General features: G+C 26.8%; 11 protein-coding genes. 9 read left to right on the top strand and 2 right to left on the bottom strand.

The annotated features are described in order from the left end of the window. Nucleotide 1 precedes the first annotated feature (1 nt). From AYWB_RS02840 to pth, 9 genes are all read left to right on the top strand, one after another. A complete protein-coding gene (locus AYWB_RS02840) occupies nucleotides 2-706 on the top strand; it encodes a TrmH family RNA methyltransferase (protein ID WP_011412855.1) in 705 nt (234 codons plus the stop codon). 68 nt (nucleotides 707-774) lie between these two features. Continuing rightward, a complete protein-coding gene (locus tag AYWB_RS02835; RefSeq protein ID WP_011412854.1) occupies nucleotides 775-1,329 on the top strand; it encodes an inorganic diphosphatase in 555 nt (184 codons plus the stop codon). Nucleotides 1,330-1,567: 238 nt separating this feature from the next. Continuing rightward, nucleotides 1,568-2,026, top strand: coding sequence for an SsrA-binding protein SmpB (gene smpB, locus AYWB_RS02830; protein ID WP_011412853.1), 459 nt, complete (start codon nucleotides 1,568-1,570; stop codon nucleotides 2,024-2,026). A 114-nt stretch (nucleotides 2,027-2,140) separates the two neighbouring features. Continuing rightward, nucleotides 2,141-4,000: a DUF2779 domain-containing protein gene (locus tag AYWB_RS02825; protein WP_011412852.1), complete on the top strand. Its 1,860-nt coding sequence runs from the start codon at nucleotides 2,141-2,143 to the stop codon at nucleotides 3,998-4,000. A 241-nt stretch (nucleotides 4,001-4,241) separates the two neighbouring features. Next, nucleotides 4,242-5,315 (top strand): transcription termination factor NusA, encoded by a 1,074-nt coding sequence (gene nusA, locus AYWB_RS02820; protein WP_011412851.1) that lies wholly within the window; start codon nucleotides 4,242-4,244, stop codon nucleotides 5,313-5,315. Between the two features lie 5 nt (nucleotides 5,316-5,320). Beyond that, nucleotides 5,321-5,578, top strand: coding sequence for a YlxR family protein (locus AYWB_RS02815; RefSeq protein ID WP_011412850.1), 258 nt, complete (start codon nucleotides 5,321-5,323; stop codon nucleotides 5,576-5,578). A 148-nt stretch (nucleotides 5,579-5,726) separates the two neighbouring features. Next, nucleotides 5,727-7,598 (top strand): translation initiation factor IF-2, encoded by a 1,872-nt coding sequence (infB, locus tag AYWB_RS02810; protein ID WP_011412849.1) that lies wholly within the window; start codon nucleotides 5,727-5,729, stop codon nucleotides 7,596-7,598. Between the two features lie 3 nt (nucleotides 7,599-7,601). Beyond that, nucleotides 7,602-7,943 (top strand): 30S ribosome-binding factor RbfA, encoded by a 342-nt coding sequence (rbfA, locus tag AYWB_RS02805; RefSeq protein WP_011412848.1) that lies wholly within the window; start codon nucleotides 7,602-7,604, stop codon nucleotides 7,941-7,943. A gap of 292 nt (nucleotides 7,944-8,235) precedes the next feature. Next, nucleotides 8,236-8,802 (top strand): aminoacyl-tRNA hydrolase, encoded by a 567-nt coding sequence (gene pth / locus AYWB_RS02800; RefSeq protein ID WP_011412846.1) that lies wholly within the window; start codon nucleotides 8,236-8,238, stop codon nucleotides 8,800-8,802. Nucleotides 8,803-8,908: 106 nt separating this feature from the next. Here the strand turns inward: pth and AYWB_RS02795 are convergent, their stop codons facing one another. Together AYWB_RS02795 and priA are read right to left on the bottom strand one after the other, a co-directional pair. Then, a complete protein-coding gene (locus AYWB_RS02795; protein WP_011412845.1) occupies nucleotides 8,909-10,180 on the bottom strand; it encodes a hemolysin family protein in 1,272 nt (423 codons plus the stop codon). Nucleotides 10,181-10,565: 385 nt separating this feature from the next. Beyond that, entirely contained in the window at nucleotides 10,566-13,007 is a 2,442-nt protein-coding gene (gene priA / locus AYWB_RS02790) for a replication restart helicase PriA (RefSeq protein ID WP_011412844.1), read from the bottom strand. Nucleotides 13,008-14,005 lie beyond the last annotated feature (998 nt).

Raw genomic sequence — 14,005 nt, 5'->3', positions numbered from 1 at the left:
TATGATTACATCGAAACAAAATTCTACTTTTAAAAAATTAAAAAAATTACAATTAAAAAAATATCGCGATTTATATCAACAATTTTTAGTATATGGTGATCATCTTATTGAACAAGCACAAAAAAATAACGCTGTTGTTGCCATTTTTACTTCTAATGAAGAAAAACCAGGGACTTTTATTGAGTCTTCTTTGATGAAAGAATTATCTCAAACTAAAACTGTCTTTGATCAAATGGCTCTTTGTAAACCTATCTCAGAGAACAATTTATTGTCTGATAAAATTTTAGTTTTGGATGATATTCAAGACCCTGCTAATTTAGGAGTTTTAATGCGTTCTGCTAGTGCTTTTGGGTTTAATCAAGTTTTTGCCAGTTTTCATAGTGCTGATTTTTATCATGAAAAAACCATTAGATCAAGTCAAGGTGCCTTATTTTCGCTTTCCTTAAAAAGAGGAAGTACCAAATCTTTTTTAGAAGAAGTTAAAGAACAAAACTATTCTATTTTTAGTGCTTTTCCCCAAAAATCCAATATTACTATAAAAGATGCTAAAAAACATCCTAAAAAAGTATTAGTTTTAGGTAATGAAGGGCAAGGGATTTCTTCGGAAACAGAAGGCCTTTCTGATTATTTTGTAAATATTTTCACCCAAAATGTCGAAAGCCTAAATGTTGCAGTTGCAGGAAGCATTTTAATGTATCTTTTGTAATTACCAAAGAAAAAAGATTTCATTGCAAAAAAATTATAAAATAAATAAAATAATAAAGAGGTTTAAAAATGAATATATTACATGATATTAATCCCGAAAGAATTACTAAAGAAGAGTTTATAGTAGTTATTGAAATTTCTCAAGGAAGTAAAAAAAAATATGAGATTGATAAAGAAACAGGTCTTTTGTTGCTTGATCGTTTTTTGACAACTGCTTTTCGTTATCCGATTAATTATGGTTTTGTTCCTTTAACTCATTGTGAAGACAACGATCCTTTAGATGTTTTGGTGTTATCTCAAGAAATCCTAGATCCTATGACTTTGGTAAAATGTCGTCCTTTAGGAGTAATTAAAATGATTGATAATAATGAATTAGATGAAAAAGTAATTGCAGTTCCTGTTTTTGATAAGCATTTTTCTCATTTACAAGATTTAAAAGATATGCCTTTGCCCATGATTGCAGAAATTAAGCATTTTTTTGAAAATTACAAAACTTTAGAAAAGAAAAAAGTAGTTATTGAAGCTATACAAGATAAACAATCAGCATTTAGTGCTATTGAAACAAGTCTTTTAACTTATCAAAAAGTTATTAAACCTTCTTTAAAGAAAGAAAAAAAGCAATAAGGGCCTTCTTATATTTTTGCAAATAAAATTTATTTTTTGAAAAAATGATTTTTTTAGTTTTGATAAGACTCAATTGTAATTAAATATTTGATTAAAGTGTTTAAAAAAGAAAACAAGATTTCACAATAATATTGGTTATAAATATTTACTTTACAACAAAATTATTTTTGAAACAATACTTACTAACTCAAATTTGATTATTGTATTTATTTCGTTTTGCAAAGGAAAAGTTTAAATTATGAAAACAATTATCACTAATAAAAAAGCATTTTATGATTATTCTTTAGAAAAAAAAAAATATCAAGCAGGAATTAAATTATTAGGGAGTGAAGTAAAATCAATTAGAATAGGAAAAATTAATTTATTAAACTCCTATATTCATATCAAAAATGAAGAAGTTTTTATAGTGAATATGACTATTTTAAAATATCCTTTTAGTTGTTGTTTGGTATATGATGAAAATAGAACTAAAAAGCTTTTGTTGCAAAAATATGAAATTATCCAAATTCAAAAAAAAATCAAAACTGAAAAATTGTCTGTTATTCCTTTGAAAGTTTATTTTAATAAAAATTTAGTTAAATTAGAAATTGCCTTAGCTAAAGGCAAGAAAAAACATGATAAAAGAAATGCTTTAAAAGATTTTAATGCTAAATTGCGTATTCAAAAAACATTAAAAAACTTTAATAAAAAACAATAACTCTTGTATTTTTTAATGAGTAAAAAAACAATTAAACAAAATCAAATTGATTAATATTTTGTATTTTTTGCTTTTATGCAGATATCAAATTAGACAATAATTAAGGACATATGAATGAAAATTTCTAAAACTCGTTTTATTAAGTTTTTAAAAGTTTTAAAATATTTGAATTTTAAGTTTTTGTATCAAAATAAATCTCAGTTTCTTTTGGATTTTTCCAATGAACTCAAAGATTTAATTAAAGAAGAAACTTATGCTAAAAAACTTGCTTTTTTACAAGAAAATCTAAGTGAGCAAGAAGAATATCAAGCTTTTTTAAACCAAAAACATTTAGCCATTATGCAACCTTATTACAAACAATTAGAGCTTTTGGTAAGTTCTTATTTGGAAAAACATTTTCCAGGAGAAGTTATTTTTTCTTTGGAAACTCATCAACAAAAAAAGTTTCAAATGAATAAACAAGGATATCAATTTTATTGTTTTTTAGATGGATATCAAGAAGACCAAACCACTATTCGTATTTTTGAAACTAAAACTACTACTAGCAAAAAATTTTTAAAATTGCAATTTGTAAATGATAACAAAGAAAAAATGCCTTTTTTCCATTATACAAACCCTAACACTTTATCGCCTTTTTTCAAGGTTTCCAATCAAGGAAATCTATCTTATCAAAAAAAAATGCAAACTTTTTTTAATCCTGAATCAGAAGAAGGAAAATACATCTATGATTTAACTTATCAAAGATGGGTAATTGAAAATAATTTAACTGAGGCACAAAAAAAGAAAAAAATAGAGTATTATTTGGTAGTTCTTAATTCGGATTATGTTTTGGATGACAAAAGAAGTTGCAATAAGTCTTTGGATCCTAGCTTGCTTACTTTTATTGATTTGACTTTGATTACTCAACAAGTAACTCAAATATTAGAAAATGATGCCAATCTTTTAATTTCTTATTTGTCTTCCAAAACTTCCAAGCCCAAAAGCACTTTTGCTTCTTATTTGTTGCCCGAAAAAATCCTTCATTTTTATGAAAACATCCCTTCTAAAGATAGTATTTTTACTTATTTTTATAATCATTTAGGTTTTTTTGACTCCCAAAAAAAACAAAAATACGAAATACAACAGTTAATTTTGCAACAATATTATCATGTTTTTGATATCCCTTTTGCTTGGTTGAATCGTTTTGATAATAAAGTGCAACAAAAAGTTACCCAAAAAAAGATTCCTTATTATTGTTTTGATAAGATTAAAGCAGGTTTGCAAACCTTAAAATATCCTCTTTATTATTTAGATTTTGAAGCTTTTCCTTCTCCTTTTCCTAGATTTAAGGGCGAAAAACCCTACACTCAATCCTTATTTCAATTTTCACTTCACATTGAAAAAGCCCCTGGTTTGTGCGATAAAGATAAAAATCACGTTTCTTTTTTGGCACCCAATCACTCTGATCACAGAAAAACCTTATTAGAAAAACTAACCAATGCCATTTTAGATGATGGAGGTTCCATTATTGTTTATCATAAAGCTTTTGAAAAAACACGGCTTCAAGAATTATCTTTGCTTTTTCCTGAATATTCCTTCCAAATCCAAAATCTTATTGCGCGTATTTTTGACCTTAAAGACATTCTAAAAGGCAGCAAAACTTTTTATCAAAACCTAGGATTTGATTCCGAACAAGCCGCAGGCATTAATTTTTATCATCCCCATTTACAAGGCTCTTTTTCTATCAAAAAAATTACTCCTTTATTTTGCAATCTGAATTATCAAAATTTAGTTATTCAAAATGGTATTGAGGCTTTTTTAACTTACATTCAACTTCCTCAAATGTCTCCTTTAAAATTTCAAGCGCAATTTCAAGCCTTAGAACAATATTGCAAACAAGATACTTGGGTAATGGTAAAAATTTTGAAAGGACTTATTGGTAAAACCAAAAAAACTAATTTCTTATATTTAACTCCTAAAGATATTGTCCAATAGCCAAATTTATTATTTTTATCTACTTTTTATTCACAAAATTCCTTAAGTATGCATAAAAAATTGTTATTTGCCTTGGGAAATGATATAATTATATTATGAGTTATTTTTTCATCAAAAGATAAAAAATGGTGCTTGTAAAAAATCACTGTTTTTTTATTTTGTATCTAGTTTTAGTTGGTTGCGTTTGTTAATGTTAAACGTTCCCCAAACCTAACAAGATGCATTTACTAGGAGGTATCATTTGATTAGTAAGAATTTTTTTAAACTTTTAGATAAAATCGCTCAAGAAAGTGGTTTAGATAAAGACCAAGTTATTGATGCTTTTGCTAAAGGATTGATTTCTGGTTGCAAAAAAAATCATAAAGTTAAAAGTTGTAAAATCCATTTAAAAGAAGACAAAAGTGAAATTATTTTATATAAACAATTTTTGGTAGCTGACGAAGCTACTATCAGCACTATTAATTTAAAAGAGTCAACTCCCATTACTCTTGAAGAAGCTCAACAAATCAAGCCTCATGCTAAAATAGGTCAAGTAATTGATATTAAAGTTGATCCTAAAGATTTTAATCTATACGCTGTCAAAGAATTTAAAAATCAATTTAACGAAGAACTTACCAAAAAGAAAAGAGAAAACATTTATAATTTTTTTAAACAACAAGAAGGCAAATTAATTAGTGCTAAAATTATTTCAGAAAACGACAAATTTTATAATTTGGAATTAGAAAAAGAAATTACTACCTTACTTCCTAAAAAAGAAATTGCTTCAAATAATGAAATGCAAGTAGGTGAAAGAATTCAAGTTTTTTTGTCAGAAGTAAAAAAAACTACCAAATGGCCTAAGATTTTTGTCAGTTGTAATCATGTTGGACTTGTAGTTAAAGTGTTAGAAGAAAATATTCCTGAAATCCAAGAAGGCATCGTTAAAATTGCAGGTGTTGCCCGCATTTCTGGCGAACGCACTAAAATTGGTTTATTTTCTTGTGATGCTCAAATAGATGCAATTGGCTCTTGTATTGGCGAAAGAAGCAACCGTATTAAAAATGTTATCAAAATCCTTAAAGGCGAAAAAATTGATTTATTTATTTGGAGCGACGATCCCCAAGAACTTATTGCAAATGCCCTTAAACCTGCTTCATGCCTTCAAGTTGTCATCAAAGACGACATTAACAAATGCGCTCTTGCAATTGTACCTGACGACCAGTTTTCTTTAGCAATTGGTAAATTAGGTAAAAATGTTAAATTAGCAGTGGAAGTAACTAAGTGGAATATTGATATCAAAACCTTAGATCAAGCCCAAATAGAAGGATTAATTTAATTGTAATGACTGTTTTACGCACTTGTATAGTTTCTAAAAAAATTCAAGATATCAAAAAAATGATCAGAATAAATAGTACTAAACAAGGAAAAGTATCTGTTGATTTTAATTTAGCACTTCAAGGAAGAGGGGCATATCTAACCTTAAAACCTGAATATGTTATTTTGTCGCAAAAAAAGAAACTTTTAGATAAAAAACTCAAAACCCAAGTTCCTGAAGAAATATATCAAATCCTTTTAAAATTAATTGCTTCAAAAACTTAGTAAACATTTTTATATTTATTCATTTTTTCCATCTTTTTAATATTTTTGTTTACTTCACACTTTATTATTTTGTCCAAATTTATTTTTTTATGTTGTAATTTTTTATTTTCATGCATTCAAAATTATTAAAATTAAAGGAGGGATTTAAATGACCCTTAACAAAAAAACAAATAATGAAAATTCATCCAAAACTACCCCTAAATTATCTAAGAAAACAGATTTTCAAAACGATTTTGCTAGTAAAAACTATGTTTTTAATCCCCAAGACAAAGTTTTTCAAATCGCTCAAGTTTTTGGCATTACCAGTGCTGTTTTAATTAAAAAGTTATTACAATTAGGGCTTAAAGCAGATGTTAACCAAACCTTAGAAAAAGATATTGTTGAACTTTTAGCCAAAGAATACAATATTAAAGTAATTGAACCCCAAAAAGAACAAACACCACCACAACTTCAACCACAAAAGCCTCCACTAACTAAATCCAAACTCCAAGCCAAGCCCAATCAAAAACTTAATTTGCAAAAAACACCTCCTATTGTAACTATTATGGGACATGTTGACCACGGTAAAACAACCCTATTAGATGCCATTCGAAAAACTCGTGTAGTTGATCAAGAATTTGGAGGCATTACACAACACATAGGAGCTTATCAAGTTGAATACCAAGGCAATAAAATAACTTTTATTGATACTCCAGGACATGAAGCTTTTGATAAGATGAGAGCTAGAGGAGCTAAAATTACTGATATTTGTATTTTGGTAGTAGCAGTTGATGATTGTGTCAAACCACAAACCTTAGAAGCTTTGAAACACGCCCAAAAAGCCCAAATTCCTATTATTGTTGCTTTAAATAAAGTTGATAAACCCAACAATAAAACACAACAAATTATGCAAGAATTATCTAGTTATGATTTATTACCTGAAGAATGGGGCGGCACTACTCCTTATATTGCTATTTCTGCTTTAAAAAGAGAAGGTTTGGAAAAAATATTAGAAATTATTCTTTTATTTAGTGAAATCCAAAATTTACAAACTAATCCCGATCAAAAAGCTAAAGGAACAGTTATTGAGGCAAGCCTTGATAAATCTTTAGGTCCTGTGGCTACTTTTATTATAAGTGATGGAAACCTCAAAGTAGGCGATATCGTTGTTGCTGGAACTTCTTATGGGAAAATTCGTTCCATGGAAGATGAAAATAAAAAAACACCAACCAAAGCCTTACCTTCGCAACCTGTGCGAGTTTCAGGATTAAAAGAAGTTCCTCAAGCAGGAGATATTTTTTATGCCGTTTCTAATGAAAAACAAGCACGACAAATTGTATCTGAAAAAAAAACCAAAACTAAAGAAACTTTAGCTAAACCCCCTTCTCCTCTTAATTTAGAAGATATTTTACAAGACTTAGAAACCGAAAAACCTCAAGAACTAAATATCATTTTAAAAGCCGATACTCAAGGCAGTTTGGAAGCGCTTCAAGGTATGATTGACAAAATTAAAGTATCCGATCTTAAAGTGCAACTTTTGCGCGCTGCTGTTGGAACAATCACAGAAAAAGATATTGCTTTTGCCAAATCATCAGACAGTTTGTTAATAGGCTTCAATATCAAACCTGCTTTTTCTACACTTAAATCTGCTCAAATACAAGAAGTAAAAATTACTATTCATAATGTTATTTATCGCATTATTGAAGATATTGAACAAAAATTAAAATCTATGATTAAGCCTACTTTTGAAGAAGTGGTTACTGGCAAAGTAGAAGTAAGAAAAATTTTTAATATCAGTAAAGTTGGTAATATTGCTGGTTGTTATGTGACACAAGGCATTGTCAATAATAGCGATTTTGCTAAAGTGATGCGCAATGATGAAGTTTTATTTAAAGGCAAAATTACATCCTTAAAACATCTCAAAGATAACATTAAATCTGCCAAACAAGGTCATGAGTGCGGCATTTTACTTGATGGTTTTAATGATTTTGAAATTAATGATATAATAGAAACATCTAAACTAAGCAAAGTAGAGGAATAAAAAATGGTAACAACATCTGAAAGGCTATCCAGTCTAATTCAAAAAGAATTGGTTTTAATTAATGATGTTATTCAAGACGAACAAATAGGATATATTAATTTAACTGATGTTAAAGTAACAAAAGACTTGTCTTTTGCTAATGTTTATTATACTATTTTAAGCGATGATCCAGCTGTTTTGAAATTAACAGAAGAAACTATTGAACAAAATAAAGTTGTTATTCGGTTCGAATTAGCTAAAAAAATTAAAAATTTTCGTAAAATCCCTGATTTAGTTTTTAAATATGATAAATCTTTATCTTATGGGCGTCGTATAGAAAATATTTTAAAAGATATTAATAAATAATTTCTTTCTTTGCTATTTGTTTCAATAATTTATATAAGAGATGCTTTAATGAAAGCATCTTTTTTCTTTATTGCCGTTGGTATTTTGTTATCTTCGTTATTAAAAATAATTTGCGCACAAAATACAAAAAATAAAACCGCTTTTCTTTGTTCAATTCAAAAAGAAAAAATAATGTAATTAGTAAAATAATTCAAATATACAATTGCAAAATTAAATTTGTAAACAGTTTTTGCTTTTTCTTATCATAAATAACAAAATGAAATAATAAAACACAAAAAAGAAAGGACAAACGATGAAACTTATTGTAGGTTTGGGCAATCCAGGTAAAAAATTTTTAAATACTCGTCATAATATTGGTTTTGTTGTTGTTGATTCTTTTTTAAGTCAAAATAAATATCAAACCTTGAAGGAAGACACAAATGCCCATATTTATCAAATTAACTTTAATAATCATCAAACATTATTGATTAAACCACAAACTTATATGAATTTGTCAGGCGAAGTGGTGAAAAAAATTATAAATAAATATCGCATTAAGATAGAAAATATTTTAGTCATTGTAGATGATATTTATTTGGATGAAGGAAAATTAAAGTTAAAAATGCAAGGTGGTCATGGAGGGCATAACGGATTAAGAAATATTATTGATCGTTTATGCACTAAACAATTTAAAAGGTTAAAAATAGGAGTTAGTTTAGATTCTTGTATGCCTTTGGATCAATATCTTTTAACGCCTGTAAATGCAAGTAGTCAAAAAAACATTTTAAAAAACATTGATATTATTAATAAAATTATATTTAATTTTATTCAAGATGTGGATTTTAATATTTTGATGAATGGTTATAATTCTAAACATTGATTTTTACTACTCATTATTATTTATTTGAAAATAAATGATTTTTTAATTGAACAAACTTATAAAGGTATAAAAAAGAGCAAATATGAAAATATTTGCTTTTTTTATTTTATTTTTGTAAATCTATTTTTGAGATTTTGATTTGAGAAATTACTTTATCATTGTGTTTTAAGATTTTAAATTTAAAATTCTTGTAAATGATTTCGGTATTTTTGTCATTTTGGTTGGGGCATCTTCCCAATTTTCCTATTAAAAAACCACTTAAAGTGTCGTAATCTTCAGTGTTAAATTCTAATTTAATTGTTTCTGCGACTTCTTCTAAATCAGCAAATCCATTGACAATATATTCATTTTTGGCAACTTCTTTGATCATTAGCTCTTCGTTGTCGTATTCGTCAGAAATTTCACCTAAAATCTCTTCAATTAAATCTTCAAAAGTAATTATTCCAGCTGTGCCACCATATTCGTCAATTACTATTGCCATATGGGTTTTGTTTTTTTTCATTTCGCGAAATATTTCTCTAGTATTTTGGGCATCTTGCACTAAATAAGGTTTTCTAATGAATTTTTTCAAATCAAAAATTTTATTTGTGTTTGAGGACATTAAATAATTAAAAATATCTTTAATATGTAAAATTCCTATAATATTATCAATACTATTTTCATAAACTGGGAAACGTGTGTATTTTTCATTTTGGATAGTTTTAATTAATTCTTTTTTGGTAATTTCAACATCAATTGCAACTACTTCAGTGCGGTGACGCATTACTTCAAAAATGTTTGTGTGATCAAATTCAAAAATATTTTGAATCATTTTATTTTCATCTTTGTCAATTATGCCTTTTTGATAACTTGAAATTAACATCAATCGTAGTTCGTCTTCCGAAATTTGTATGCTATTTTTGTTAGGATTTAGTCCGAAAACAATAAGAAAAAGATTACTTACTTGAGTCAAAACCCAAACTAAAGGCGTAATTAACCAAGCAATTAAGGAAATAGAACCAGAAAAAAAATAAGCAATTTTAGAAGGCGCATGCATTGCTATGCGTTTAGGAATTAATTCTCCAAAAATAATAGAAAGAGTAATAATTAAAGCCTCAATTCCAATTTTATGTAATGAAAAATGACCCTCTTTCTCTCTTAGAAAATAAGATGTTACAATATTTCCTTGAAAAAAAGTAATGATGTGAATCATAATTTGAATTACTGATAAAAAAGTGGTTGGTTTGGCTTTGATTTTTTTTACTCTTAAAGCATTTTTATTGCCCTTTCTAATATCTAATTCAATTTTGCTTTCGTTAGTAGAAATAAAAGATATTTCGCAAGCTGCAAAAAAAGCATTTAATGCGATTAAAATAATCAATATGATTATCGGATTCATAAGAAAAAACCCCTTTTGGCATTAATGCATAATTTTTTATTTGCTAAATTTTTTTTTTTATCCAAAAACGTCTTTTTTTCAAAGATCTTTATTGTGATAAATTTTATACTATCACTATCGTCCATATGTTTTTGAAATAATACCTCGCTTTTAATTTATATTTTTAATAACTAACTAATTTCATTTTAACATAAATAATAAAAAATGTCAATTTATACAATAAAATAATTGCTGATTTTGTATTGTTTTTTCTGGTTTTTTTTAAGTACATATTTTTTTGTTAATGGCAATTAAAAAGCAATAAAAAAGAATGGTAATTTTGTTTGGATGTTGTTTTTTCTTTCCTCAATGTAAATTTAATTTATCTTTTGCTTTTATAATTTGTTTACAATAAATTGTTGAACCTATCAAAAACAATTAAAGCATCTTGGTGAATGTTGTTTTCCAAAATAAAATCTAGATCCAAAGGCCAAATGTTATATTTTAGTGTCAATAAACAGCGATAACGGTTATTTTTTTTAGGAATAAGTGACAAAACAGGACCTAAAACAGTTATCTTTTGCGAAAAGCGATTTGCCAATGCGCCTTTGATTCGGTAAGCAATATTAAAAGTTTTTTTAAAATCTTTATGAGAGATTAAAATTTGGCTCAGGTATCCAAATGGAGGGTTTTGTGACATTTTTCTTTCTTCTAAAAGTTTTCTCAAAAACCCCTTTTCTTCATATTTAACTGCTGCATTAATTGCAAAATGATCTACATTATAGCTTTGCACAATTACTTTTCCTTGTTCTTTTCTGCCACAACGTCCTGCTGCTTGAATGATTAATTGAAAGGTTTTTTCTGAGCCTTTAAAACTAGGAATTTTGAGTAAAGAATCTGCCATTAAAATACCTACTAAAGTAACTTTGTGAAAGTCAAGCCCTTTGGCAATCATTTGAGTTCCTAACAAAATATCTGCTTTTTCTTGATTAAAATCGTTCCATAATTTTTCGTATTGACTAATTTTTGTTATAGTATCTGAATCAAATTTGATAAGCCTTGCATGCAAAAATTCTTTTTTGATATAAGCTTCGATGTATTCGATACCAACGCCAACTTCTTTTATTTGTTCTTTGGAACAGCGTCTGCATTTTTTTGTAAATTGCTCTTTATAGTTACAATGACTACATTTTAATAGCTCTTGTTTTAGATAAAAAGTAAGGCTATTATTGCATTTATGGCATTTGGGGACAAACCCGCAAAAACGGCATAAAACAAATGGCGCAAAACCTTTGGTGTTGATAAATAAAATGGCTTGTTGTTGTTTGGCTATAACTTCCTTTAAGGCATTTTTGAGGTTTTGGGAAAAAGGTTCTAAATTACCTTTTTTTAATTCTTCTTTCATGTCAACAAGTTCTATGGGCGGAAAATCATCAATTAAAACTCTTTTGGTAAGGCTTAAAAGTTGATAATTTTGTTGTAAAACTTGATAATGACTTTCCAAAGAAGGAGTAGCGCTTCCTAAAATTAAAGGAATTTTGTGGTATTTAGCCCTTATTTGTGCTAAGATTCTTGCATCATAAGTGGCGCGTTCTTTTTCTATTAAAGCCTCTTCGTGTTCTTCGTCAATAATAATAATTCCTAAATTATTTAAAGGAGCAAAAATAGCACTACGAGTTCCCAAAACAATGTAGGCTTGTTGTTCTTTAATTTTTAAGAATTGGTCTAAATGTTCTTTGGGACTTAAATAACTATGCAAAATAGCTATATTTTTTTTTGTAAATTTGGCTTGGAGGCGTTGCATTAAAGGAGCTATTAACATTAATTCGGGTACCAATAATAAAACTTGCTTATTTTGATTGAGAACTTTTGTAATTAAATGGAGATAAATTTCAGTTTTTCCTGTTCCTGTTTTTCCGTGCAAAAGATAAGTCTTATGATAGTTAATATTTATTTTTTGCAATATTTGTTTTTGCTCTTCATTCAAAATTATTTTTTTGTCTTCTGCAAGCAAATCAAAGTTGTGATTCAAAATTATACTTATTTTTTTTTCTGTTTGTAAAATAAGCTTTTTGCGGATTAAGGATTGAATAATGCTGTTCGAAGTTAATTCTAAGGCTTTTTTTCTTGTGATTTCTTGAATTTCTATTTTTTGTTTGCTATGTTTGATTTCATTTGAGTGTGTTTTATATAATTTTTTCAAAGGCTTTAATTGTTTTAATTTTTCAATAAAATCTTTTTGTTTGGGTGTTAATTTTTTGTCTTTTTGTTCGCTTGATTGTGGATTAAGGTGGTAAATGCATATTTTTTTTTCATTGTTTTTTTCTTTAAGTTGTAAAATATCTTTGATTATGACAATTTTTTTCTTAGATATTTTTGTGAAATGTTCTAACAGTTTTTCTTGGGATTTGTTTTTCGGATTTAAAAAAATTTCATTTTTGTTTGTGAAAAAACCTTTGAGATTTTCAGGCAACAACTCCTTATTTATAATTTTAATTTCTTTTAAAAAAGATTTTACAAATTCTTTGGGGAAAATAGTTTTATAAACTAAAGCTTTAATGATAAAAGGAGTTTTTAACATTTCTTGGGATAATAAAAAAAATTCTTGATCAAAATAAGGATTTTCATCCAAAATAGTTATTATTTCTTTTAAGTTGTTATTAAATTGGCTATTTTCTTTTAAATTGATAATGTAGCCTAAGCGTTGTAAATTAGCATTACCAAAAGGAACAACAACTCTCATTGCCCTTTGGATTATCTTTTCAAAATGGGGTGGTACCAAATAATCAAAAGGTTTGTTGATTCCTTGATATGTAGTTTTTATATCTATAATTATTTCAGCTATCAATGTTTTATCCTTGCTTTCCTTATTGCTTTGGTTTTTTGTGTGTTTGATACTTCAATTATAACAAAATTATAAATTATTTGGGTTTAATAAAAAAAGAGACTGTAAAAAGTCTCTTTGGGGTTTGTTTGATTGTGATTAATGTGTTTTTTTCTAATTATATCTGTTTTTTTTGTTGCTGTTGGAACTACAATATTTTATTGCTCAAAATTGTAAGCTATTTATAATATGTTATATTTTTTTTATAAATAGATAAAGTTTTTCTTACAGGATTAAAGTATAAATTAAAACTTTCTTTACAGTTAAATTGCTTTTGATAAATGCTTAATATTAAATTACCTAAAAAAATCTCTTTGTCTTGAATTAATATTTTTTTGATTACTGTTATATTCCATAATTATAACCTTATTTATTTTTTCTAAGGGTAATTTCAATATTTTTGTTAAAAATAAGCAAAAAATAGCATTGTTATCTTGTATTATTTGGATTTGAGTAAAAATATCTATTTTGTTTAAAGTTTTTTGCCATTTATTAAAAGGATTTTGCAATAATTTAATTCATTGCGAATCCAAAGGTTCTTGAAAATGGTTGTTTTTTTGTTTAAACAAATCAAGTTCTTTTTGTATTTGATTAATTTTTTGGGGTTTTATTATTTGTTCTAATATTTGAACATTAGTTAATTCGGGAATAGATTATAAATTTGCAATATTTGGTTTGTTTTCATAAAAAATGTATTTTTTGTGAGTCATTAAAGTAGGTTTTTGTATTACAGATACAAATTCTATTCCCTTTTTTAAAGTTTTGTCCCACTTACCCCCTTTATTTTGTTTGGGTGAGTTTTTTTATATTTTTTGAGAGTTTGGATTTGAGGTTCATTAATAGCTACTGTTTCATTGAAAACTTTATGATTTAGTCTTTGATTTCTAAATTGCAAATAAACTAATCCAATTAATAATGTTATTGATGTTATATAAATGCAAAAAATACAAAATAATTTGAAT

The organism is Aster yellows witches'-broom phytoplasma AYWB (assembly GCF_000012225.1).
Classification (GTDB): Bacteria; Bacillota_I; Bacilli_A; order Acholeplasmatales; family Acholeplasmataceae; genus Phytoplasma.
The sequence above is the reverse complement of the archived record's forward strand: the minus strand, read 5'-3'. Positions and strand labels throughout refer to the sequence as shown.

Bases quoted from the DNA above. Each gene is read 5' to 3' on its own strand.
- AYWB_RS02835 (WP_011412854.1), top strand. From the start codon at position 775: ATGAATATATTACATGATATTAATCCCGAAAGAATTACTAAAGAAGAG.
- smpB (WP_011412853.1), top strand. From the start codon at position 1,568: ATGAAAACAATTATCACTAATAAAAAAGCATTTTATGATTATTCTTTA.
- infB (WP_011412849.1), top strand. From the start codon at position 5,727: ATGACCCTTAACAAAAAAACAAATAATGAAAATTCATCCAAAACTACC.
- AYWB_RS02825 (WP_011412852.1), top strand. From the start codon at position 2,141: ATGAAAATTTCTAAAACTCGTTTTATTAAGTTTTTAAAAGTTTTAAAA.
- AYWB_RS02795 (WP_011412845.1), bottom strand. From the start codon at position 10,180: ATGAATCCGATAATCATATTGATTATTTTAATCGCATTAAATGCTTTT.
- pth (WP_011412846.1), top strand. From the start codon at position 8,236: ATGAAACTTATTGTAGGTTTGGGCAATCCAGGTAAAAAATTTTTAAAT.
- AYWB_RS02840 (WP_011412855.1), top strand. From the start codon at position 2: ATGATTACATCGAAACAAAATTCTACTTTTAAAAAATTAAAAAAATTA.
- rbfA (WP_011412848.1), top strand. From the start codon at position 7,602: ATGGTAACAACATCTGAAAGGCTATCCAGTCTAATTCAAAAAGAATTG.
- AYWB_RS02815 (WP_011412850.1), top strand. From the start codon at position 5,321: ATGACTGTTTTACGCACTTGTATAGTTTCTAAAAAAATTCAAGATATC.